17 protein-coding genes are annotated in these 22322 nt (G+C 48.7%); 5 read left to right on the top strand and 12 right to left on the bottom strand.

The genetic code is table 11. The features are described from left to right. The first annotated feature begins 35 nt into the window (after positions 1–35). Genes ACMJ0U_RS08725 through ACMJ0U_RS08715 form a run of 3 tightly spaced genes read left to right on the top strand, consistent with a single transcriptional unit; the run spans position 36 to position 5065 of the window. A complete protein-coding gene (locus tag ACMJ0U_RS08725; RefSeq protein WP_417129584.1) occupies positions 36–2468 on the top strand; it encodes a DUF4922 domain-containing protein in 2433 nt (810 codons plus the stop codon). A gap of 5 nt (positions 2469–2473) precedes the next feature. Next, positions 2474–3784, top strand: coding sequence for a SpoIID/LytB domain-containing protein (locus tag ACMJ0U_RS08720; protein WP_303240172.1), 1311 nt, complete (start codon positions 2474–2476; stop codon positions 3782–3784). Between the two features lie 12 nt (positions 3785–3796). Further along, entirely contained in the window at positions 3797–5065 is a 1269-nt protein-coding gene (locus ACMJ0U_RS08715; protein WP_040312862.1) for an MFS transporter, read from the top strand. 22 nt (positions 5066–5087) lie between these two features. Here ACMJ0U_RS08715 and ACMJ0U_RS08710 read toward each other — a convergent pair whose 3' ends face one another. The 3 genes from ACMJ0U_RS08710 to ACMJ0U_RS08700 are packed head-to-tail and all read right to left on the bottom strand — an operon-like array spanning position 5088 to position 6998. Next, on the bottom strand, positions 5088–5984 hold the full coding sequence (locus tag ACMJ0U_RS08710) for a LysR substrate-binding domain-containing protein (RefSeq protein WP_417129583.1): 897 nt from the start codon (positions 5982–5984) through the stop codon (positions 5088–5090). A 12-nt stretch (positions 5985–5996) separates the two neighbouring features. Further along, positions 5997–6578, bottom strand: a complete 582-nt coding sequence (locus ACMJ0U_RS08705; RefSeq protein ID WP_007561757.1) for a DUF6621 family protein — start codon at positions 6576–6578, stop codon at positions 5997–5999. A 39-nt stretch (positions 6579–6617) separates the two neighbouring features. Continuing rightward, positions 6618–6998 carry an AAA family ATPase gene (locus ACMJ0U_RS08700; protein WP_417129582.1) on the bottom strand — a complete coding sequence of 127 codons (381 nt, stop codon included), beginning with the start codon at positions 6996–6998 and terminating at the stop codon, positions 6618–6620. A 407-nt stretch (positions 6999–7405) separates the two neighbouring features. Here ACMJ0U_RS08700 and clpB point away from each other — a divergent pair, with 407 nt between their 5' ends. Continuing rightward, positions 7406–9994: an ATP-dependent chaperone ClpB gene (gene clpB / locus ACMJ0U_RS08695; protein WP_417129581.1), complete on the top strand. Its 2589-nt coding sequence runs from the start codon at positions 7406–7408 to the stop codon at positions 9992–9994. A 116-nt stretch (positions 9995–10110) separates the two neighbouring features. Here clpB and ACMJ0U_RS08690 read toward each other — a convergent pair whose 3' ends face one another. The 4 genes from ACMJ0U_RS08690 to ACMJ0U_RS08675 form a co-directional block, all read right to left on the bottom strand. Then, entirely contained in the window at positions 10111–11025 is a 915-nt protein-coding gene (locus ACMJ0U_RS08690) for a glycoside hydrolase family 25 protein (RefSeq protein ID WP_417129580.1), read from the bottom strand. Positions 11026–11186: 161 nt separating this feature from the next. Continuing rightward, positions 11187–12830: a diphosphate--fructose-6-phosphate 1-phosphotransferase gene (locus ACMJ0U_RS08685; RefSeq protein ID WP_417129579.1), complete on the bottom strand. Its 1644-nt coding sequence runs from the start codon at positions 12828–12830 to the stop codon at positions 11187–11189. A 104-nt stretch (positions 12831–12934) separates the two neighbouring features. After that, on the bottom strand, positions 12935–13171 hold the full coding sequence (locus ACMJ0U_RS08680) for a DUF6965 family protein (RefSeq protein WP_417129578.1): 237 nt from the start codon (positions 13169–13171) through the stop codon (positions 12935–12937). Between the two features lie 16 nt (positions 13172–13187). Beyond that, positions 13188–15497: a BamA/TamA family outer membrane protein gene (locus ACMJ0U_RS08675; RefSeq protein ID WP_417129577.1), complete on the bottom strand. Its 2310-nt coding sequence runs from the start codon at positions 15495–15497 to the stop codon at positions 13188–13190. Between the two features lie 101 nt (positions 15498–15598). Between ACMJ0U_RS08675 and ACMJ0U_RS08670 the strand changes: the two genes are divergently transcribed. Beyond that, positions 15599–16360: a TrmH family RNA methyltransferase gene (locus tag ACMJ0U_RS08670; protein WP_417129593.1), complete on the top strand. Its 762-nt coding sequence runs from the start codon at positions 15599–15601 to the stop codon at positions 16358–16360. Here ACMJ0U_RS08670 and ACMJ0U_RS08665 read toward each other — a convergent pair. The 5 genes from ACMJ0U_RS08665 to ileS form a co-directional block, all read right to left on the bottom strand. After that, the gene (locus ACMJ0U_RS08665; RefSeq protein ID WP_417129576.1) at positions 16355–16681 is read right to left on the bottom strand and encodes a hypothetical protein; all 327 of its coding nucleotides are present in this window, start codon (positions 16679–16681) and stop codon (positions 16355–16357) included. The genes ACMJ0U_RS08670 and ACMJ0U_RS08665 overlap by 6 nt on opposite strands. Positions 16682–16686: 5 nt before the next feature. Further along, on the bottom strand, positions 16687–17547 hold the full coding sequence (locus tag ACMJ0U_RS08660; protein ID WP_417129575.1) for a DUF4296 domain-containing protein: 861 nt from the start codon (positions 17545–17547) through the stop codon (positions 16687–16689). Beyond that, positions 17544–18194 carry a lipoprotein signal peptidase gene (locus tag ACMJ0U_RS08655; RefSeq protein ID WP_417129574.1) on the bottom strand — a complete coding sequence of 217 codons (651 nt, stop codon included), beginning with the start codon at positions 18192–18194 and terminating at the stop codon, positions 17544–17546. Before ACMJ0U_RS08655 ends, ACMJ0U_RS08660 begins: the two co-directional genes overlap by 4 nt. 122 nt (positions 18195–18316) lie before the next feature. Beyond that, entirely contained in the window at positions 18317–18697 is a 381-nt protein-coding gene (locus ACMJ0U_RS08650; protein ID WP_007561736.1) for a TraR/DksA family transcriptional regulator, read from the bottom strand. A gap of 63 nt (positions 18698–18760) precedes the next feature. Beyond that, positions 18761–22249: an isoleucine--tRNA ligase gene (ileS, locus tag ACMJ0U_RS08645; RefSeq protein ID WP_417129573.1), complete on the bottom strand. Its 3489-nt coding sequence runs from the start codon at positions 22247–22249 to the stop codon at positions 18761–18763. Positions 22250–22322 lie beyond the last annotated feature (73 nt).

The following is a 22322-nucleotide window of genomic DNA, read 5'->3' as shown; positions in this document are numbered from 1 at the left end:
TATTGCCTATCTTTGTACGTATAAATGTATTAAATATGAATAACCAAGTAACTTGCTTCCTTTTATACGGGAGTGATAACCAGCTGAATAAAACCATAAAAGGTCTGACAGAAAGTTCCCTTACAGACCAGATATTCCTACTAACTGACTATCCGGAAGACAAAAACATTCCTACAGAAAAATGCCGTTTGCTACCCTCATTTTCCTTCCAGCATACCGAAGGCATCCGGCAGATGCTTTCCCTCACCCGTACCCCCTACCTTCTTATCTATACCAAGCCCCATACATTAGATATGGGCTACATGGCCCTGGAACGCATGTGCGACTATTTGGGAGCTCCGGAGTCGGGCATGGTTTATGCCGACCACTATCAGGTGACGGAGGGAATACGAAAGCCTCATCCGGTCATCGACTACCAGCCGGGAAGCGTGCGCGATGACTTTGATTTCGGTTCGATACTGCTTTTCAAGACAGCTGCCCTAAAGGAAGCGTTCGAGACCATCACTCACCAGCCCGAATACCAGTATTCTGCCTTGTATGCCGTGCGGCTGGCCCTTTCACAGAAATACGAACTGACGCACATACGTGAATATCTTTATACAGAAATAGAAGAAGACACCCGCAAATCGGGAGAAAAGCAGTTTGATTACGTAGACCCGCGCAACCGGAGCGTACAGCTGGAACGGGAAACAGCTTTTACTTATTACCTGAAGAACATTCATGCCTTCCTGCCTCCAGTGGAGCGCGAAATTGATTTGTCGGAAGGCGAATTTGCCTACGAAGCTTCGGTCATCATCCCCGTGCGCAACCGCATCCGCACCATTGCCGACGCCATTGAATCGGTACTGAAGCAGGAAACAGACTTCCCGTTCAACCTGATTGTCATCGACAACCACTCTACTGACGGCACCACGGAATGCATTGCCCAATACGCCGGAAACGAAAAAGTGATTCATCTCATTCCCGAACGTGACGATTTGGGCATCGGCGGATGCTGGAACCTGGGTGTGCATCACCCTCTCTGCGGACGCTTTGCCGTGCAGCTCGACAGCGACGACCTGTACAGCAGTCCGTCTACCCTCCAGACCATTGTCGACAAGTTCCGCCGGGAACGCTGCGCCATGGTTATCGGCTCTTACCGCATGACCAACTTCCAACTGGAGACACTGCCGCCGGGCGTCATCGACCACAAGGAATGGACCGATACCAACGGACACAACAACGCTCTCCGCATCAACGGACTGGGAGCCCCGCGTGCTTTCTTCACGCCGCTGCTGCGGAAAATCCGTGTACCGAACACCAGCTATGGCGAAGATTATGCGTTAGGACTGGCTTTCTCCCGGGAATACCGCATCGGACGTATCTACGACGTACTTTATTTGTGCCGTCGCTGGGAAGGCAATTCCGACGCGGCCCTGAGTATTGAGAAGCAGAACCAGAACAACAGCTACAAGGACAGCCTGCGTACCCTGGAAATACGGAAACGCCAGGCCCTGCTCCGTCACCCTCTTTCATGGGAAGATGCAGCCCCTGCGGCTTCTGCCGAAACCTTCATCCGTCACCAGCTCGACACATGGCCACTGGCCCGCAAAAACCACGAAGCACTGGCGCACGTACAGACCCGCACACTTTCACTCGGTGCGAACGACATCACCGTGCAGTTCAATCCGGCACGCGCCGTTTCCACCTGTGCCAAAGTAGACAAGGCTTCCATCGCTGCCCGCCCCTGCTTCCTCTGTCTGAGCCACAAGCCGGAAGAGCAAGAGTCTGTCCGCATCCAGCTGGACGAACCTTTCAGCCTGCGACTAAATCCTTACCCCATTCTGCCGGGGCACCTCACCATCTCCACGGAAAGTCACCAGTGGCAGACATTGGCCGACAAAACTTCGCGCCGGTTGCCCGAACGCCTGGTTGGCTGGCTGGAGAAGAACTTCGCCAGCGGCTACACCGTGTTCTACAACGGAGCCAAATGCGGTGCTTCTGCCCCCGACCACTTCCATTTCCAGGCCGTACGCCAAGAAGATGTACCTCTCATCCGCCAATGGGAAAGACTGATGAGCACAGCGGTAGAAAAAGGTTTCGAACCCCTCTCCGACGGCAAATCCTGCATCGCCTACGACATCGAAGGATACTTCTGTCCGATACGGGCCTTCATTACCCAGGGAGGACTGGCCACAGGTGTACGGCTGATTGACAGCTACCTGCACAGCCTGCCCCTGCACGACGGAGAAACCGAGCCACGCTACAACCTCTTTGCCTGGAATGACCCGCGCTACGGATTTGTCACCGTCTACATCCCGCGCACAGCCCATCGCCCGCAGTGCTACACTGCCGAAGGCGACGCACAGCTGATTGTCAGTCCCGGTGCCCTCGATATGGCCGGCATCCTTGTGACGGCCCGCAAAGAAGATTTTCAAAAACTGGACGCTGACACGCTCCGCCAAATCTACCACGAAGTAACACATTAAGCATCATGAAAGAACCTGAAATTAACGTGGGCATTGTCAATGCCCTTGAAATAGCCTTTACACTCAATGCCAAATTTCTGGCCAAAGGAGAAACCGTATCGGGCAAGCAACGCGTATCCTTCGACGAAGGAGGAATTTCCTGGAACGGCAACGTGTACCGGGAACTGACCTTCACCCCGTTGGAGGACGATGCCTCCTTCTCACTCGAAGACGTAACCATCGGTATCAATTTCCACTGGGAACGCCAGGAAACACAAACCTTCCTCGGCACCCTGCGCCTGGTGGTAGACGAAGGAAAGATTACCGCCATCAACCAGGTGCCGGCAGAAGACTACCTGACCAGCGTCATCTCGTCCGAGATGAACGCCACCTCTTCCCTGGAGTTTCTGAAAGCCCATGCCGTCATCTCACGAAGCTGGCTTTTAGCACAGATTGAAAAGCGGAAGGCCCTCAGCAAACAAGGCAGCAACTTCTTCCCCTTCCTCAAGACCGAAACAGAATACATCCGCTGGTACGACCGCGAAGACCATACCATCTTCGACGTATGCGCCGACGACCATTGCCAGCGCTATCAGGGCATTACCCGTGCCTCCAACCAGAGTGTAGTGGAAGCCGTGAAGGAAACACGCGGCCAGGTGCTCATGCACAAGCATGCCATCTGCGACGCCCGTTTCTCGAAGTGCTGCGGCGGAGTGACCGAAGAGTTCAACTACTGCTGGGAAGACAAGCATTATCCTTACCTCAGTGCCGTGCGCGACTTGGACACGGATGCCCCCCTGCCCGACCTCACCCAAGAGGAAGAAGCCGAACGATGGATACGCCAGCGTCCGGAATCTTTCTGCCACACCACTGATCCGAAAATCCTTTCACAGATACTCAACAACTACGACCAGGAGACACACGATTTCTACCGCTGGAAGGTGAGATACACACAAGCCGAACTGGCCGAACTGATTGCCACGCATACCAAGAGTGATTACGGGGAGATACTCGACCTTATCCCCATGGAACGAGGAAAATCGGGACGTATCAGCCGGCTGAAGATTGTAGGAACCCTGAAAACAATGACCATCGGAAAGGAACTGGAAATACGCCGCACCCTCTCACCTACCCACCTGTTCAGCTCGGCATTCGTAGTTGACAAGGGACCGGAAGTGAACGGAGTGCCCGAATGGTTCGAACTGACCGGTGCCGGATGGGGACACGGTGTGGGACTCTGTCAGATCGGTGCTGCCGTGATGGGCGAAAAAGGATATTCCTACGACCAGATTCTGCTGCATTACTACCGGGGAGCTGAAATCCGTAAGTTATACTAAAAACGAACGACTATGCGCACACGCTCTCCCTGGTACTGGGTACCTTCGCTCTACTTTGCCGAAGGACTTCCCTACGTAGCTGTGATGATTTTATCGCTGGTGATGTACAAACGGATGGGCATCTCGAATACGGAGGTGGCCCTCTACACCAGCTGGCTGAACCTGCCCTGGGTCATCAAGCCCCTGTGGAGCCCGTTTGTCGACCTGCTCCGCACCAAGCGGTGGTGGATTGTCACTACCCAGTTGCTGCTGGGTGCCGGACTGGCTGGCATTGCCTTCACCATCCCCACCAGCCATTTCTTCCAGACCACATTGGCGGTGTTCTGGCTCGTAGCCTTCAGTTCCGCCACCCACGATATCGCCGCCGACGGCTTCTACATGTTAGGCCTTACCCCGCATCAGCAAGCCTTCTTCGTGGGCATCCGCAGCACGTTCTACCGCTTTGCCACCATCGCCGGACAAGGACTGCTCATTATGCTGGCCGGCTGGCTGGAAGAAATGACCGGACGCACATCGTATGCCTGGAGCATCACCTTCTTCACGTTAGCGGGCTGCCTGCTGGCTCTGTGGCTCTACCATTCTTTCGTACTGCCCCGTCCTGACCAGGACTGTCCGTCGGTTGCCCGACAAGGAGAAGCCCGGAGCATACTGACCGACTTCCTGCTCACCTTCCGTTCCTTCTTCCAGAAAGAACAAGCGCTTACCGCCATTCTGTTCATGCTGCTCTACCGCCTGCCCGAGGCACAGTTAGCCAAGATGGGCATTCCCTTTCTGCTCGACCCGGTGGAACAAGGAGGACTCGGCATGACCACGGCACAGATAGGCTTTGCCCAAGGAACGCTCGGCATTGTCGGTCTCACCTTGGGAGGTATCCTGGGAGGCATTGCCGTAGCACGCCACGGACTGCGCCGCTGGCTCTGGCCGATGGTATGGGCCATCTCCCTGCCCGATATTGTCTACGTGTACCTGAGTTACGCCCAGCCCGACAACTTAATCATCGTGAACAGCTGCATCTTTGTGGAACAGTTCGGCTACGGATTCGGATTCACGGCCTACATGCTCTACCTTATTTATTTTGCCAACGGCACACACAAGACCTCGCACTATGCCATCTGTACCGCCTTCATGGCCTTGGGCATGATGCTGCCGGGCATGATAGCCGGCTGGATGCAAGAAACCCTAGGCTACCAGCTGTTCTTCATCTGGATTATGGTGTGCACACTGGCCACCTTCGGCGTTACCGCCCTGCTGAAAATCGACCCTGAATTCGGGAAGAAATAAAAAGAGACGTTTTGTCCGGCCTTTACTTTCCGGAAAGGAAGTGCCGGACAAAACGCATAAAATTCAATACCGTATCCGACTCCTGCCCCTGAGCCGATACAAAACAGAAATGCCGCTTGAATTGCAGGCCCTCAATGTCAATCACCTGAAAGTCTCCTTCCTTCAGTTCCCTTTCCAGGGCACAGATTGACACAATGCCCATACAGTTGCTGCACCGCAAGAACGACTTGATACCTTCCGTACTGCCTAAGTGCATCCGCACGTTCAGCGAAGAAAGCTTCAGTCCCTGCTCTGCCAATACCATCTCAATGGCATCCAGCGTGCCGGACCCCCGCTCACGAAGCACCAGCGGCACATTGACAAACTCCTCCAGCGTCAGTTCCTCCTTTCCGGCCCAGCGACCGCGCGGACAAACTACCGGCACCAGCTCATCGCACAAGAACGGGTCGTAGCGCAGGCTGGGCAGACGGAACACTCCCTCCACCATACCCACGTCAATGGTATGCTCCTGCAAAGCCTTCTCCACATTGCGCGAATTGGTGTCCATCAATGACACACTCATCTTGGGATAACGCTCCGTGAAAGCAGCCAGCACAGGCGGAAGCACATACTGTGAGATTGTCGTACTTGCCCCTAACCGTAACTCTCCCGCATACTCATTGTTCAACTGGTGCATGTCGTACTCCAGCTTGCGGTAATCGTCCAAAATCCGTTCGCAGTGCTCCATCAGCAACTTCCCGGCCTCCGTGAGCGAAATGGAATTCCCCTTCCGGTCGAACAGACGCACTCCGTAGAGACTCTCCAGCTCCCGTACATGCTTGGTCACTGCCGGCTGGCTCACAAACAGCTCCTGCGAAGCCTTGGTAAAACTAAGGTTTCGTGCCACACTATAGAACGCTTTCAAACGGAAATCAGACATACTCTACAAAGATTAAAGTTCCTCTGCCCGGATGCCCAACGACTGAAGAATGGCAAATCCCAACATTTCAAAAGAATATTCATAATCGTGTGCCGGAGGATTCATGCCAAACACCGTCACACCATCTTTTCCCTTTATCTTTGCCGCCAGCCGCTCCACAGCTTCTCCATATTCCCCTTCATCGGGCACCAGCATGATTCGGCGTGCATCTTTCGATTCGGTCAGCAGTTGCAATGATTCCGTAAACAAGTCCTCCCGGCGAGCCATATCCGAAGGCTGGAAAGCATAAAGCGCAAACTCACCCAGGCGGCTCTGGAATGCCATGCCGTGAACTTCCTTTTCCAAATCGGAAGGAAGGCAGAAATTCATCCGGCTATGCTCCGCATCATACACAAAAATTACCTGTATCTCATTCTTTCCCGGCTCAATTCCGGCATCCAAAGCCAGACACTCCAGCAACACGGCCAGATCAGCCTTAGGCAGTTCACGCCCCACCAGCGGTGCAAAATGTGCCGCCATATCCTTCCCCACGCGGTCAAGGAAAACTGCATCAATTAAAATTACATCAGAAGCAAAGGGTATTTTCTTTTCCATATTAGTTAATGTGTTTCTATTTATACTTGTTTCTCCAGTTTACCGTCCTCCAGCTAATAGACCTACATTATTTACCCATGAATAGCATGCTAAAAAGCCAGACATATAACTTGCAATGGCATCCCTCAATGAGCCGGGACAGATATATTCGCCCCCATTGAAATCCATGTGAAATACCAGATACACCGTGCATTCCTTCTCCAGGCTGTCAACCTTCAGGCCTCTGAAAGCTCCTTGCGCCCTAAAAAAATAGTTCTTCAGCGTAGAAACCAACAAACTCTTCCCGAAACCTCGCGGACGGCTCAGAAAGTAAATAGAACCGTCCTTGGCAATCGAATAAACCATATCCATCTTGTCTACATACACATAACCGTCTTCTATGATCCGGTCAAAACTCTGTATTCCAATTGGGTATTTCATAAATAAAATAATGAATTGATATTATAGATGGTATCTGAAGCAAAGATAGAAAATTTCAACCACAATCCATTCCCTTTCAGGAAGGCTTTTTTCTCCCTGGACAAAACACAAGTGCATTCACCCGTAAACGCAAGTGCGTTTCATGTAAAATGTAAAGGCGTTTGAAGTAAAACGTACTTGCGTTTCAGGAAAAACTCTTTGACGTTTCAAACCCAATGCACTTACGCTCGGACCAGCTGACAAAAAGCGAGCCATAAATGACAGATTTTCAGCATAAAAGCACAGTAAAGTGACAAATCGTCAGGTTTCTGTCTCCAGCAGACGCTGGCAAAGAATTTGAATAGAATTAAGCGTTGAAAGTGAAAATAAAAAGAAACCACAACTAATAACGAGAAAGGAGACCATTTATGAACTTTAACAACTTTACAATCAAATCGCAAGAGGCAGTGCAGGAAGCGGTAAACCTGGTACAGAGCCGCGGACAGCAGGCCATCGAGCCGGAACATTTGATGGCAGGTTTGCTGAAGGTGGGCGAAAATGTAACGAACTTCATTTTCCAGAAACTCGGCATAAACGGCCAGCAGATAGAAACCGTACTCGACCGGCAAATCGCCTCACTGCCGAAAGTTTCAGGTGGGGAAGCTTACCTGAGCCGGAGCGCCAACGAGGTATTGCAGAAAGCCGTGGAAGTATCTAAGGAACTGGGTGATGAATATGTGTCACTGGAAGCCTTGCTGCTGGCACTGCTGAACGTGAAAAGTACGGTGGCCACCATCCTGAAAGATGCGGGCCTTACCGACAAGGAACTGCGGGCTGCCATTCAGGAACTGCGTCAGGGACAGAAAGTCACCTCACAGTCGAGCGAAGAGACCTATCAGTCATTAAACAAATATGCCATCAACCTGATTGAAGCTGCACGAAGCGGAAAACTTGACCCGGTTATCGGCCGTGACGAGGAAATCCGACGGGTACTGCAGATTCTTAGCCGACGTACGAAGAACAACCCGATTTTGATTGGTGAACCGGGTACGGGTAAGACGGCCATCGTAGAGGGACTGGCACAACGAATCCTGCGTGGAGATGTGCCGGAGAACTTGAAAAACAAGCAGCTGTTCTCACTGGATATGGGTGCGCTGGTTGCAGGTGCCAAATACAAAGGTGAATTTGAGGAACGTCTGAAATCGGTTATCAACGAAGTGACGAAGTCCGACGGAAACATCATCCTCTTTATCGATGAAATCCACACGCTGGTGGGTGCCGGAAAAGGGGAAGGTGCCATGGATGCCGCCAACATTCTGAAACCGGCCCTGGCCCGTGGCGAACTGCGGAGCATCGGTGCCACTACCCTCGATGAATACCAGAAGTATTTCGAAAAGGATAAGGCATTGGAACGTCGTTTCCAGACGGTCATGGTAGACGAACCGGATACGGCCAGCTCTATCTCCATCTTGCGTGGACTGAAGGAACGCTACGAGAACCACCATCAGGTGCGTATCAAAGACGAAGCCATCATCGCGGCAGTGGAACTGAGCAACCGTTACATTTCCGACCGTTTCTTGCCGGATAAGGCCATCGACCTGATGGATGAAGCGGCTGCCAAACTGCGTATGGAGCGTGATTCGCTTCCGGAAGAACTGGATGAAATCGAACGTCGGCTGAAGCAGCTCGAAATTGAACGTGAGGCTATCAAGCGTGAAAAGGACGAGGCTAAACTGGCTCAACTGAACAAGGAGATTGCAGAACTGAAGGAACAGGAGACTTCTTACAAGGCTAAATGGCAGAGTGAGAAGGAACTGGTGAACAAGATTCAGCAGAACAAGAAGGAAATTGAACAACTGAAGTTCGAAGCCGACAAGGCAGAGCGTGAAGGTGATTACGGACGGGTGGCTGAAATCCGCTACGGAAAGCTTCAGGCACTGGAGAACGAAATCAAGTCTATCCAGGAAGACCTGAAGAAGAAGCAGGGTGACAGTGCCTTGATTAAGGAAGAGGTAACGGCTGAAGACATCGCCGACGTAGTTTCCCGCTGGACGGGCATACCGGTAAGCAAGATGCTGCAAAGCGAAAGGGAAAAGCTGCTTCACCTGGAAGATGAGCTGCACAAGCGGGTTATCGGACAGGACGAAGCCATCGAAGCCGTAGCCGATGCCGTACGCCGTAGCCGTGCCGGACTGCAAGACCCGAAACGTCCGATTGGTTCGTTCATCTTCCTGGGTACGACGGGTGTGGGTAAGACCGAGCTGGCCAAGGCACTGGCAGAATACCTGTTCGACGATGAATCGCTGATGACGCGTATCGACATGAGTGAGTATCAGGAAAAGCATACCGTGTCACGTCTGATTGGTGCGCCTCCGGGATACGTAGGCTACGATGAAGGTGGTCAGCTCACCGAAGCCGTGCGCCGGAAACCGTACTCTGTGGTGCTGTTCGATGAAATCGAGAAGGCTCATCCGGATGTGTTCAACATCTTGTTGCAGGTACTGGACGACGGACGTCTGACCGACAACAAGGGACGTACGGTGAACTTCAAGAATACCATCATCATCATGACTTCTAACCTGGGCAGTGCCTACATTCAGAGTCAGTTCGAGAAAATTAACGACCAGAACCATGACCAGATTGTAGAAGAGACCAAGAAGGAAGTGATGAACATGCTGAAGAAGACCATCCGACCGGAATTCCTGAACCGTATTGACGAGACCATCATGTTCCAGCCGCTGAACAAGCCGCAAATCGAACAGATTGTACGTCTGCAAATCAACGGTATCCGGAAGATGCTGGAAGGCAATGGAGTGACTTTGCAGATGACAGATGCAGCTGTCGACTTCCTGGCTACCGCAGGTTATGATCCTGAATTCGGTGCACGTCCGGTAAAACGTGCCATCCAGCGCTACTTGCTGAACGATTTGTCAAAGCAGCTTCTGTCACAGGAAGTGAACCGCGATAAACCGATCATCGTAGAACGCGAAGGAGATGCCTTGAAGTTCCGCAACTAAGTCAGCGGGATTTCCCTATCTTCTATATAAAAACAAACCCTCCGCAGGTATCCTTTTGAGGAAATCCCTGCGGAGGGTTTTTGTTTGTCTGTATAGGTAAGAGTTTTCTTCCTGAATCAGGGTATCGTCATGCGCTTCAACTCCTCCAGCGTGCCGTTAAATACATTCAGGTCCACATCTTCACGGATACCCGGCAAACGTCCCACATCGGTATGCTGCCAGAAGCGCCACTGCCCTTTGTATTCCACCGAGTCGGCATAATAATGGGCTATCCAGTACGGATAAGAGTTGAAAACAGAATCGTTCAGGTAACGGGTCTTAAATTTATAAGAGGTATAGAGAATCGGTTTTACCCGATAATAATCTTCGATTTTATCCAGCCAGACTTTCAAGTCGCGGCGAAGCTTTTTCTCATCTTCTCCCCTCACCTCGATGTCGAGTACCGGAGGCAGGTCGCCCGATTCCAGTTTCACGGAGCGGATAAAGAAATCGGCCTGACGGGAAGCGTCTGTCTTGGGATTGTAAAAATGATAGGCACCACGGATAAATCCATGCTTGCGGGCCTCATCAAAGTTATGAATAAAAGCTGTATCGCTGAAATCACCTCCCTCGGAAGCTTTCATGAATACAAAACGTACAGGAAAAGGAGCTGTCTGGGTTTTCTGCAGTTCGCTCCAGTCTATCTGTCCCTGATGATGGGATACGTCGAAACCGTGCACCTCAAATCCGTATGGCAGACATACCCCGTATGCTTTCATGCCATAGCAGGGTTTCCAACGGTAGGCGTACGGACGAATAAAAAAATAGTAAAAACAGATGACAAAACAGGCTCCAATGAAACCGAGCAGCAGATAGTAACACCACGAGGGCATCTGCCAGCGACGGATGGTTTTCTTCCCTTTGGAATTCCTGCCCGACGTTCTTCCGGAAGCGGTCTTCTTACTGCCTGTCGCTTTTCGGGGCGCAGGACGCTTGCGGGTCGTTTTTTTCACGGGCTCGTTCACCGCGAGAATGGGTGATTTCTTTGTCATCTCAAATAAGGTTTATAGAAAATTTCAACAGATGTACCGGCAGAACCGGTTGAGCTTGTTTCAACAAATAGCGAAGAATCCGGCCCTCTTTCGGTCGGCCCGATTCTTCGCTAAATCAATCTTCCTATAGAAAGTTCCCTTCCGGGAATTCAGGAATCAAATTATTTTGCCTGTTCGTACTGCAACGTCTTAGTCGGCTGGTCGCAAACTTCTGTAGGACCGAAGTACTGGATAGGACCCGGATATACATAAGCAGTTTCCTTAGCCCAAGTGTCACGTACGGCAGCAAATGCCTTGAACGGAGCACCGTCCAGTTTCACCAACGCTTTCTGGATAACCGGCTTCATTTCACCGTGACGACGTTCCATGTTCATCATCATAGTGATAGGCACACCACCTGCAATCCATTCTGCAGCAGGAGCTGTAGTGTTACGTACAGAAGACATGTAACCCGTCTTACCGTTAGCAATCAGCATAGATGCAGTGTAACCCAGTGAGTAGCAATAGTCAGCATCGAAGTTAGAAGGAGCAGCGCAACGTCCTTCATAACCGAAGAAGTGGTGCTGAGCAGCAAACTTACCAACAAACTTGCCTTCTTCTTTCCATGCAGCCAACTTAGTAGCCACCATTTCAGACAACAGCTTTTCAGTTTCAATCAGAGAAACCTGTACGTTTCCATGCGGGTCACGGTCGAGTGACAACTGACGAGCCACGCCTTCCGGCAGAGAAGCGTAGATAGCAGCATTTTCTTCAGACAGTTTGCTGATGATGTAATCACGCTGTTTAGAACGCTTGATGCTGTTGAATTCTTCACCATTGGCAGCCAGGAAGTCGTTCAATTCAGCAATCAGACGCTTCATGGCAGGGATGAATTCGATCAAACCTTCCGGAATCAATACAGTACCGAAGTTGTTTCCGGCAGCAGCACGGTCGGCAACTACCTGTGCGATGTAAGTAACGATGTCATCCAAAGACATGTTCTTAGCTTCTACTTCTTCTGAGATGATACAGATGTTCGGCTGGGTCTGCAAAGCACATTCCAGTGCGATGTGAGAAGCAGAACGTCCCATCAACTTGATGAAGTGCCAGTATTTACGAGCTGAGTTACAGTCGCGTTCGATGTTACCGATAACTTCTGAGTAAGTCTTGCAGGCAGTATCGAAACCGAATGAAGTTTCAATCATGTCGTTCTTCAAGTCACCGTCGATAGTCTTCGGGCAACCGATTACCTGCACGCCGTAGTTCTTGGCAGCATAGTATTCAGCCAATACACAAGCGTTAGTGTTAGAGTCGTCACCACCGATGATTACCAGTGCCTTGATGCCCAGTTCTTTCAAGATTTCGTATCCTTTTTCGAACTGTTCTTCTTTTTCCAGTTTGGTACGTCCTGAACCGATAATATCGAAACCACCGGTGTTACGGTATTCGTCGATGATATCAGCTGTCAGTTCCATATAGTTGTGGTCAACCAAACCGCCAGGACCCAGGATAAAACCGTACAGTTTGTTAGCCGGGTTCAGTTTCTTGATACCGTCGAACAAACCTGAGATTACGTTGTGGCCACCAGGAGCCTGTCCACCAGACAAGATTACGCCGACGTTCATCGGAGCAAATTCTTTTGCTTCACCTTCCACGAACTGGATCAACGGCATGCCGTATGTGTTCGGGAACAGCTTCTTGATTTCTTCCTGATCGGCTACAGACTGAGTCGGTTCGCCTTCCTTAGCTACTACAGCACCAGTCAACGCTTTCGGCAATTTCGGCTGGTAAGCAGCTCTTGCGATTTGTAATGCACTTTTTGTCATAATTGTTATTTTTATAAAGGTGTATGAATTAATCTTTATTATTACTGTGCAAATTTCGTATTTTTTTTGCAAATATGAAAGAAAGCCGGCAATTTTAGCCGTATCTAGCTTCTTTTCTCTTCTTCTATCCGTGCCTTGATACGCTCCAGCAAACGAAGACAACCCTGCAAGCGCGGATTTTCATGGCATACGTAGGCCTGCATAATCAACCGACGTACCGTTTCTTTGACATCGGGTATATAGATAGCCTTGTCCAGCTGCATCTCTGCCGGAAACTCGGTCTGCTCTGCCCAGGCTTTCAGCTGGTCTACTTCTTCAATGGTATATACATTCTTGTCCATATAATAATAGATGATATTAAAAGGGATAACCTACTGCAAAATGAAACGCAAAGTCGCGTTTGAAATCAGGAGAAATAATCGGATAACGGTCGCGCCCGGTGTACATCGGATTGATGGCCTTCATACCACCGTCGAAACGGATAATCAGGAAATCCAGGTCAAAACGCAGTCCCAATCCATAGGCCACGGCCAGCTGCTTATAGAAACGGTTGAACTTGAAGAGTCCTTCGGGCTGCATTTCCCGGTTACGGATGGTCCACACGTTTCCGGCATCCACAAACGCCGCACCGTTCAGTTTCCAGAACAGATGGGTGCGATACTCCAGGTTCAGGTCGAGCTTGATATCACCGGTATGGTTCACATAATCCAGGCTGTTATCATCCCCGCGGTAGCCTCCCGGTCCCAAGGAGCGTACACTCCATCCACGCACACTGTTGGCACCTCCAGAAAAATAGAGCTTTTCAAACGGAAGACTCTTGGAGTTTCCGTAAGGCACAGCCACTCCCACCCCCACATGAAATACCAAGGCGTTACGGTCATCAATCATGAAATTCTTGGCATAATCGAAATCCGTCTTCACATATTGTGCAAAACTGATATTGGCCATCTGATAAGCCTCTCCATTTTTCGGGCTGCCGTTAATCATCCGTGAAAACAAGTACAACAAGTTGCCCGACTCTTCAATATTGAATCGAATAGAATAGGAATTACGTTGAGATGTTTTTAACGTAGTAGCACCCGAGCTGTTGTAAGTATAAGTATAGCCTAAACGCACAATAAACAAGTCTTCATAGCTATAACGCAACAGGGGATTCCTTTCATCCATATAATCCAGATATTCACGGAACGCTTCCGAACGATAAGGCATATAAATGTAATTCAAGTCGAACACATCAAAGCGATGGGTAGCTCCACGCTTTCCCCAACGGTAACTCCAGGCAGCAGAAGCCACTGTACGCTCAAACTCCGGACGAATCTGCCAGTTATATTTCACCGTCACTTCAGAAGTGGCACGACTTCGACGACGGAAATCAGACGAAAGAAAGGGAAACATGAACTCCGGGAAGCTCAAGCTGGTTTCCACTCCATATTCCAAATAATTGCTATTGGCATAACCTTCCAGCCCTGTAACCGCTTCGTATGCTCCACGTAACTTAATGGTAAAGGTTTCAGACCCCTTAAACAAGTTCCGGTGAGAATAAGCAACGGAGGCAGCAGCTCCTAAATCGCCCGCAGAATTTGTTCCTTCAATTTCAAAAGAAAGCGACTTATTCTTGTTACGGGTAAGCATAACATACGCATCCAGATAAGCAGAGTCAGCCTTCAGCTCTTCACGGAAGCGGATATTGGAATATTTCAGGATATTAAGTCTCCCCAATGCGGAATAGGTACTCTGCACATCACGGCTACGATAGAGACTTCCAGATTCCAGATAATTATTATCATTAATAACCTGAGGGCGCAAAAACAGTTTATCTTTGTAAAAAAAGTTCACCCCGCCCGAACGAAGAGAATCAATCCCTTTCAGACTCTCGGAAGTAAGTTCTGTAAAGTCCACATCGAGCATAAAATCTACATTACGTATATAATACTGGCGATGCTGCGAAGGAGGGTCCTCTTTCTTCTGGCGATAAGGATGCAACTGCATAATCAAATCAACCTTACGTGAATTACGCATGGTATCAACCTGATATGTAATAAAATCCTTATTAAAACGATAATATCCCCGATTTTGGAGATACTGTGTAATGCGGTCGCGTTCCTGGTCAAGTTTGTTTACATCAAGGCGAGAACCAGCCTTAAGATAAGAACGGGCGGAATCTGCCATCAAGAAATCATGTATCTGATAGTCAGCAATATCGTATGCCACATGTGAAATCAGGTAAGGATCACCCGAATGAATCTGATAGCCAACCTTGATTTTTTTTCCTTTTACCTGGGTGTACATACTCACCTGCCCGCTCATATATCCCATGTTACGCACAGCTTGCTCTATCTGCAAACGGGTTTCTTCAGCCAAAACCGGATCATAAATACGAGGCGCGTCCCCCATACGGTATAAGAAGCGGTTGATCCATTTTGTGGAATCCTTCCCAGCTGCGCCGTAAATGTACATCGGAAGTTTCACCAGGCTAAACCACTTGGCATTGGGTGTCTGGCGAAGGTACACATTCATCTGGGAAGGCTTGATTTCCTTATTGTCCGATTCCACCTTCACATTGTCCAGAAGATAGTGTCCCTCGGGAATAAATTTACTGACCGAACATCCGCTCAGAAAAAGCAGCAGAGCAAGCAGGCCGATATAAATACAGGAAATTATCTTCATACAAAGTGGAACTATACGCAAAATTTTATATGCAAAGATAGGCAATATGAAAATATCTTCTTAGCTTTGTTCTTAAAATATAATTAAAAATCCCCTGTCACATTATGCTGAGCAAAAACAGAATCAAATATATCCGGTCACTTGAGATGAAAAAATACCGGAAAACAGAAAAAGCTTTCCTGGCCGAAGGTAATAAACTTGTCAACGACCTGCTGGGACACTTTTCATGCAAACTGCTGGTTGCTACTGCTCAGTGGCTGGAAACTCACCCACTCTTGATGGCTCAGGAAACCATTGAAGTGAGTGCAGAGGAACTGGCTCGCGCCAGTTTGTTGAAAACCCCGCAAGAGGTTCTGGCTGTATTCGAACTGCCTTCTTATCCCTATGACGATTCTTTGCCGGAACGCTCACTTTGTCTAGCGCTGGACGATGTGCAAGACCCTGGTAACCTGGGTACCATCATCCGCATCGCCGACTGGTTTGGCATAGAGGATATTTTCTGCTCACCAGGTACCGCCGATGCCTTTAACCCGAAAACCGTACAAGCCACAATGGGAGCCCTGGCACGTGTCAGGCTGCATTACTGCGATTTGAAAGAGTTCATTCGCGTGCAGACAGAAAGAAACGTGCCGGTATTCGGTACTTTCCTGGACGGGAAAAACATCTATTCGCAGGAATTATCAGCACAAGGGGTTATCGTGATGGGTAATGAAGGAAACGGAGTGTGCAAGGAAATTGAAAATCTTGTTTCTCAGAAACTGTTGATTCCCAACTACCCGCAAGGAAAAGAAACCAGCGAATCGCTGAATGTAGCGGTGGCCACTGCCATCGTGTGTGCGGAATTCCGCCGCCGTCTGTCATAAACGTACCAGGCGGCTCCGGTCGGTGAATGCCATCTTCTGCAAGTCAAAAAATGACACATGGAAAGCATAAAACGGCCGACCATCATCTACCGCAGAAGCAACCCGCGCACGAAAGTCCTGAAACATTTCTCCCTTCCTCAAATCCGGGACAGATACAGCTAAAATAATCAGTCCGCTCAACCATTGAGTATTCCGGACCTCTTCTTGTAAAGGCTCCATCGACACCCATGTATGGCCAGACACCTCCAGCCCTATACGTTGCATGCGGAACAGTCTGTCCTGCCCCGCATGCCAGAGATAATGAGATGCATAATATTGCATAAGTATCAATGTTTGGTAATTTCCTGCCGTTTTATCCTACGAAGAGTATCGTTTGAAACCAGTGTATCGGCCTTTACAGCCATAGAATCATTCTGCAACTGTAAATTGTCTTCGCGCATACGATAACGCATCAGCCTTATATCGCTAATTAAGGCCGATGAATGTTCTTTTCCCGTGTAATACATGAATCCAGTCACGTTCTTGTATTTGAATGCAGAATCCGGACGGAGCGTCAACCGTTGTATGCCTGAGGCCTCTACCACCTGGCTGATTCCCTGCGTACTGTCATTGTCAAACGTCAGGTTCATAGCCATCACCACCTTACCTGCGTGCTTACCTTTAGGCAAGAAAGAGAAATTAGCCTCCAGCACCATCTTGTCCCTCTCGTGGAACGAAGTATCAGCCTTCAAGTCGAAAGACAGCTTATTAGTGAGTGTAGAAGATGTCAGCCAATAAATGGTATGGTCCTGCCAGAGGTCTACCGTATCTCCTGACAGTGAAACTGTCACTTCTCCACTGCTGCGGACAGTCTGTTTTTTTAACAACTCAGCAGTAGTCTCCATGCGCTTCTGCAAATTCTGATAAATCGTGTTCATCTCATCACTATGACGTGAATACCACACCATGGAAGAATCGAACTCCGCTTCTGTCACCCCATGTTTCTGGAACACATAAGCCAGATAAGCCTGTTTCTTGTAATTCTCATCGTAAGGCAAATCATTACTCATCGTAGTCGCCAGATGATAATCATAAAGCAGGTTTTCCATGGCCTGCGGCTGGATGATTTCCGACGGCACTTTCTTGCCGCAACCCCACACCCCGCACAACACCAGTGCCGGCACTCCTATAAGCAGTATTCGTTTCATTTCTTGACTTCTTTATTGGAAGATTCCGCATGTGCCCCCGCATTCAGGTAATGCGAATAAAAAATAAGCAAGGCAATGATGCCACAACTGATGGCCGCATCAGCAAAATTAAAAATCGGGCTGAAGAAAATAAAATGATCCCCTCCCACAAAAGGCATCCAGTCAGGCCAATAAGTATCAATAATCGGGAAATAGAACATATCGACCACCTTTCCATGCAACCAGTCGGAATACCCTTGCCCCAGCGGAACCCACGAAGCAATCTGCGAATGCGTGCTTTCGCTGAAAATCTCTCCATAGAACACGCAGTCGATGATATTACCCACTGCACCAGCCAGGATTAAGGACAGACAAACCAAATAACCATTCTTCACCTTATCCGTCCGTTTCACCAGTTTCACCAGATAGACCGTAATCAATATGGCAGCCACAATACGAAAAAGTGTCAGAAACAGTTTGGCAAAAATCTCCAGGCCGAAAGCCATGCCGTTGTTCTCTGTGAAATAGATATAAAACCAGTCGGTTACATGAATATTTTCATGCAAATACATGTTTGTCTTCACCGCAATTTTGATGACCTGGTCAATAATCAGCACTCCTGCCACCACAAGAGTAACCAGACGTCCCTGAGTGAAAAATTTTTTCATCTTCTTCAATTTGCAAATTGGATTCAAAAAAATTGAGAACTGAAAATTGAAAATGGATCACTTTGAAAAGTCCCGTTTCTCAATTGTCAATTCCCAATTTCAAGTTAAAAAACTAATGTTCGTTACTTCTTTCCCTGCTGCTTGGCCTCGATGCTCAATGTAGCATGAGGAACAGCACGAAGGCGCTCAGCGGGAATCAGTTTTCCTGTTTCGCGACAAATGCCGTAAGTCTTGTTCTCAATACGAACCAGTGCCGCACGCAGGTTTTGAATGAACTTCAGCTGACGGGCAGCCAGACGGGTCGTTTCTTCTTTCGATAAGGTATTGGCTCCTTCTTCCAGCACTTTATATGTGGGAGACGTATCGTCAGTATCGTTACCATCTGTGTTCATTATACTACTTTTCAGTTTCTCATAGTCGCGTTCCGCGAGCTGAAGTTTCTCCATGATAATGGCGCGGAATTCCTCAAGTTCAGCGTCAGAATACCTCGTTTTTTCAGCCATAGTGCTTAAAGTTTTAAGTTAATAATAGTATCCACCCAGCCAGGCCGGGTGGATGGGTTCATATTACAGTTTCGTTACATTTACATACAACGAAAAGTCATCAAAGTTAAGTTCAGTGCCATCAGTCACTTCATCAGCCAGTGTCAATGAATTAGCCAGCACCTGGTTGCAAATATAAGTATTATATTCATTTATCGCGTCATCGGTATTTGAATTTTTTGACAGCACGATGGCAATCTTGTCAGTAATTTCAAAACCGCTGCTCTTACGGATATTCTGAATACGGTTCACCAGTTCACGGGCAATACCTTCACGTTTCAGTTCGTCGGTAACAGTCACTTCGAGCGCTACGGTCAGTTTGCCTTCATTAGCTACCAGCCAGCCTGGAATATCTTCACTGAAAATTTCCACATCAGCCGCCTCTACCACTGCTTCTGCTCCGTCAAGCTGGAAGGTATAACTTCCGTTCTTTTCCAGTTCAGCAATAGCTTCCTGCGACATGCCTGCCACAGCCGCAGCCACAGCCTTCATCTGTTTTCCGAACTTCGGGCCCAGTTTCTTGAAGTCGCATTTCACTTTCTTCACCAGTACGCCTGCCGCACCATCCACGAACTTGATTTCTTTCACGTTCACCTCGTTCATGATCAAATCCTTCACGGCTTCGATATGCTGCTTTTGCGCTTCATCTACCACCGGAATCATGATACACTGCAGCGGCTGACGAACCTTGATGTTGACTTTACGACGCAAAGCCAATACCATGGAAGTCACATCCTGTGCCATCTGCATACGAGCTTCCAGTTCTGCATTAATCAGGTTTTCATCGGCTACCGGGAACTTGGCAAGGTGAACAGATACCACCTGGTCACGTCCGGTCACCGCAATCAAATCCATGTACAGACGGTCTGCATAGAACGGAGCAATCGGCGCCATCAATTTCGCCACAGTTTCCAAGCAAGTGTACAAAGTCTGGTAAGCAGACAACTTATCAGTTGACATGGCACTACCCCAGAAACGTTTACGGTTCAGACGCACGTACCAGTTACTCAAGTTATCGTTTACGAAATCTGTAATCAGACGGCCAGCCTTCGTCGGTTCATAATCGGCAAAGCAAGCATCCACATTCTTGATCAGTGAATTCAACAGTGAAAGAATCCAGCGGTCAATTTCCGGACGCTCGTTCATCGGTACCTCTTCTTCAGCGTATGTAAAGCCGTCTACATTGGCATACAGTGCAAAGAATGAGTAAGTGTTATACAACGTTCCAAAGAACTTACGACGTACTTCATCCACTCCATCTGTGTCAAACTTCAGGTTGTCCCATGGAGATGAGTTAGTAATCATGTACCAGCGCAACGGGTCGGAACCAAACTTCTCGATAGCACCGAACGGATCTACGGCATTACCCAGACGCTTAGACATCTTGTTTCCATTCTTATCGAGTACCAGACCATTTGAAATCACGTTCTTGTAGGCCACACTGTCGAACACCATTGTAGCAATGGCATGCAGTGTAAAGAACCATCCACGAGTCTGGTCTACCCCTTCTGCAATGAAGTCGGCCGGATAGTAGCTGCGTGAATCTACCAGTTCCTTGTTTTCGAACGGATAGTGCAGCTGTGCATACGGCATAGCACCTGAGTCAAACCATACGTCAATCAAATCTGATTCACGTTTCATCGGCTTGCCAGAAGCAGACACCAGAATAATGTCGTCTACATACGGACGGTGCAAGTCAATCTTATCGTAGTTTTCCTTATCATATACGCCCGGTTCGAAGCTCAGTTTCTTATATGGATTTTCTGTCATGAAGCCGGCAGCCACAGACTTTTCAATCTCGTTATACAGTTCTTCTACTGAACCGATGCAGATTTCTTCGCCATCCTCACTTCTCCAGATAGGCAGCGGAGTACCCCAGTAGCGTGAACGGCTCAAGTTCCAGTCATTCAAGTTTTCCAGCCACTTGCCGAAACGTCCGGAACCAGTTGATTCAGGTTTCCAGTTGATGGTCTTGTTCAACTCAATCATACGGTCCTTGCAAGCAGTAGAGCGGATAAACCAGCTATCCAGCGGATAGTACAATACCGGTTTGTCGGTACGCCAGCAGTGCGGATAGTTGTGCACATGCTTTTCAGTCTTGAATGCCAGTCCCTGCTGTTTCAGCATCATGCAGATATATACGTCGAGCGATTCAGCAGCCTGTGCAGCCTTTTCATCGTATTTTCCGTCTACAGTGAACTGCGGATCGTATGCGTTCTTCACCCAACGGCCTTCATATTCCTTGTATTTTTCTACATCGACACATTCCTTTACGAAAGCCTCATCCAGTTCCTCCATCAGGTAGAACTTACCGGTCAGGTCAACCATCGGACGAGTCTCGCCTTTCTTATTAATCATGAACAAAGAAGGAATACCTGCCGCACGAGCCACGTTCGCATCGTCCGCACCAAATGTCGGTGCAATATGTACGATACCCGTACCGTCTTCTGTAGTGACATAATCACCCGGGATGACACGGAATGCTTTAGCCGAAGCTTCTTTCCAGGAACCGTCTTCTGCAGCTTCCACTGGTTTCACCCATGGGATAAGCTGCTCGTATTCCATACCAACCAGATCAGTACCCTTGTACTCGCCTACCACTTTGAACGGAATCAGTTTATCACCCGGCTTGTAGTCTTCCAGTGCAATGTCTTCCGCTTTTTTATTGAAATGCGTATAGAGCAAAGGTTTGGCAAGTACCACCGTCATCTTTTCTCCATTATAAGCATTGTAAGTCTGAACAGCTACATAGTCAATCTTCGGGCCCACACAAAGTGCCGTATTTGAAGGCAATGTCCACGGAGTAGTAGTCCATGCAATGAAGTAAGGTGTACCCCACTCTGCCATTTCCGGCTTCGGATTCTTCATTTTGAACTGACCTACCACGGTAAGGTCTTTCACGTCGCGGTAACATCCCGGCTGGTTCAACTCATGCGAGCTCAAGCCTGTACCTGCTGCCGGAGAATACGGCTGGATGGTATATCCCTTGTACAGCAAACCTTTCTTGTAAAGCTGCTGCAACAACCACCACAAAGTCTCAATGTAACGGTTATCGTAAGTAATGTACGGATTTTCCAGGTCTACCCAGTAACCCATCTTATGGGTAAGGTCAGTCCATTCCTTCGTGAACTTCATGACATCCGTGCGGCAATGCTTGTTGTAGTCTGCCACCGAAATCGTTTTACCGATATCCTCTTTAGTGATTCCAAGTGCCTTTTCCACTCCCAGTTCCACCGGAAGTCCGTGTGTGTCCCATCCAGCTTTACGCTTCACCTGGAAACCTTTCATGGTCTTGAAACGACAGAATGTATCCTTAATTGTACGTGCCATCACGTGGTGAATACCCGGCATACCGTTAGCCGAGGGAGGACCTTCGTAGAACACGAAAGAAGGATACCCCTCACGTTCTGTCATACTTTTAGAGAACACATCGTTTTCATCCCATTTTTTCAGCACCTCCTTGTTTATTTCTGACAAGTTGAGCTGAGAATATTCAGTAAACTTCTTACTCATAATTATGTGGTTTTTATCTAATTTCTAATCATTCAGGGAGTAACCTCCCAAATTTAGGCTGCAAATTTATAAG

The organism is Phocaeicola sp., from assembly GCF_048170425.1.
GTDB lineage: Bacteria > Bacteroidota > Bacteroidia > Bacteroidales > Bacteroidaceae > Phocaeicola.
This window is presented reverse-complemented; position numbering and strand designations above follow the sequence as displayed.